Origin of the sequence: Okeania hirsuta, assembly GCF_003838195.1 — a bacterium.
In the GTDB taxonomy this organism is placed as follows: Bacteria; Cyanobacteriota; Cyanobacteriia; order Cyanobacteriales; family Microcoleaceae; genus Okeania; species Okeania hirsuta.
Genome location: NZ_RCBY01000521.1, coordinates 1 through 2,064 on the forward strand (window position 1 = coordinate 1; position 2,064 = coordinate 2,064).

General features: G+C 41.8%; 1 protein-coding gene. It reads left to right on the forward strand.

Features of this window, described 5'->3' with window-relative positions:
- Window positions 1-287: 287 nt before the first annotated feature.
- The gene (locus tag D5R40_RS32455; protein WP_124144011.1) at window positions 288-1,634 is read left to right on the forward strand and encodes a TldD/PmbA family protein; all 1,347 of its coding nucleotides are present in this window, start codon (window positions 288-290) and stop codon (window positions 1,632-1,634) included.
- Window positions 1,635-2,064: the final 430 nt, after the last annotated feature.

Below are 2,064 nucleotides of genomic sequence, written 5' to 3' on the forward strand. Positions count from 1 at the left end.
CCTTCCCCTCCCCTCCTGGGAGGGGTTAGGGGTGGGTTGGGAGGGGTTAGGGGTGGGTTGACTCCTGACTCCTCCGTAGTCTATTTATAAGTATTCAACCGCAGATGATATAAGTCCTGACCTAATTAAGCGGATTTGATATAATCAGAAGTTACGCATAAGGTACGAAAAATTAGGATTTGAGATTGCTTTCCGTTCCGGAATGCTCCGCAAACCCTGTCGGTCGCAATGACGGAAATACTTTGTACTGCGTAAGTCCTAATAATAACTAATAACTGATAACTGAAATGACCACAGCCATTAAAGCAAATCTTCTTAGTCAAGACGAAGCTTTATCTTTAGTAGAAACAACTGTAAAAAAATCTGAAGCAGAAGGTATAGTCGTTAGTCTTAGCAACAACGAATCATCCCTAAGTCGCTACTCAGAAAATCAAATTAGTCAGAATATTACCAAAACAAAATTTGAACTCAACATTACCAGTTACTTCGGAACTCGCAGCGCCACTGCATCCACCACAGAATTAGACCCGGATGCCATTACAGCCACTATTCGTCGTTCCGAGGAACTTGCCCGCATTGCTCCACAAGACCCAGAATGGGTGCCACTGCTTGAACCTCAAGAATATGAAAAACGTACTCCCGCTTTTGATGAATTGACCGCTACTATCTCCCCACTAGAGCGAGGAAAAATAGTACAACAAGTATGTGCGATGAGTGCCAAAGCAGGAGTTGATGGCTCCGGTACTCTGAGTACAAATACATTTTCAGGAGCGATCGCTAACTCGGTTGGGTTACGCGCTTATAGTAAATATACAAGAGCAGATTTTAGTTTGACGGCAAGAATTGAAAATGGTTCTAGTTGGAGTCGTAGCACTGCCTGGGGAATAAACCAACTACCCACTGAAACTCTAACGGAGGAATTGATAAACCGTGCTTTTGCCTCTCGCCAACCTAGAGAAATTAACCCTGGTGTTTATCCTGTGATTTTCAGTGGGGCAGCTTTAAGCGATCTATTGATTTGGCTAATATTTAATTTAGATGCGCGGGCGGCAGATGAGGGGCGATCGTTTATGTCGCGCACTGATGAAACAGGTAAACCAGTGGGCAACCGAGTTGGGGAAAAAATGTTTAGTCCTTTAGTGCAGATGCAGCGCTATCCAGGACATCCTTTGTTGCAGTTGGAGACTTTCTCTAATAATGGGTTGAGTAATCATTATCTGGAAGTGATTAAGGATGGTGTACCACAGACTTTATCTTACAGTCGTTATTGGGCAGCACAAAAAGGTAAACAACCCACGGGTTATATGTTTCCAGTGGTGATGCAGGGTTCTGAACAAAGTTTGGCCGATTTAATTGCCCAGACAGAAAGAGCTATTTTGGTAAATCGTTCGTGGTATGTGCGTTATGTTAATCCTCGGACATTGGAGATGACTGGTATGACACGAGATGGTACTTTTTGGATTGAGGATGGTAAGATTGCTTATCCGATTAAAAATTTGCGGTTTAATCAGGTTTTGCCGGATATGTTGCGGGATGTGGATGCTGTTAGTCAAGTGCAACGTTATGGTGATAGTGTTTTGCCTGGACTAAGGGTAAAGGCGTTTAATTTTAGTAGTGTGACTGATAGTGTTTGATTCGCAGTCAGCAGTTGTAGGGGCGAATGGCATTTGCTAACGCAAAGCTCCGCTAACGCCCGCACAGGAGTCAGGAGGGAAGAGAATTCAGAAAGATGTCTAATATCATGTTCGGTTAAATACTTATAAATAACTGTTGTGGGAAGTCAGAAGTCAGGAGTCAGGAGGAGAGAGAATTACAAAGATGAGCGTAGTTATGACAATTGAAGAATTTTTTTATGTCTAATAAAACGGATTTGATATAATTAATTCTTTCCGTCTACTCCCTACTCCCTACTTCCCTACTCCTGAAAAATACTTTTTCAGCAAACCCTAATTATCTCGGTAAGGTTTAAAAATATTCTGATTTGTCAGCTCTAATTGGTGGGTTGTTTTTAATAATTGAAGGTTGAAGATATATATCAATTTAAACTAGAACTCATATAGCAAT

Excerpts from the sequence above, each read along its gene's own strand:
- D5R40_RS32455 (WP_124144011.1), top strand. The coding sequence starts at position 288 with ATGACCACAGCCATTAAAGCAAATCTTCTTAGTCAAGACGAAGCTTTA.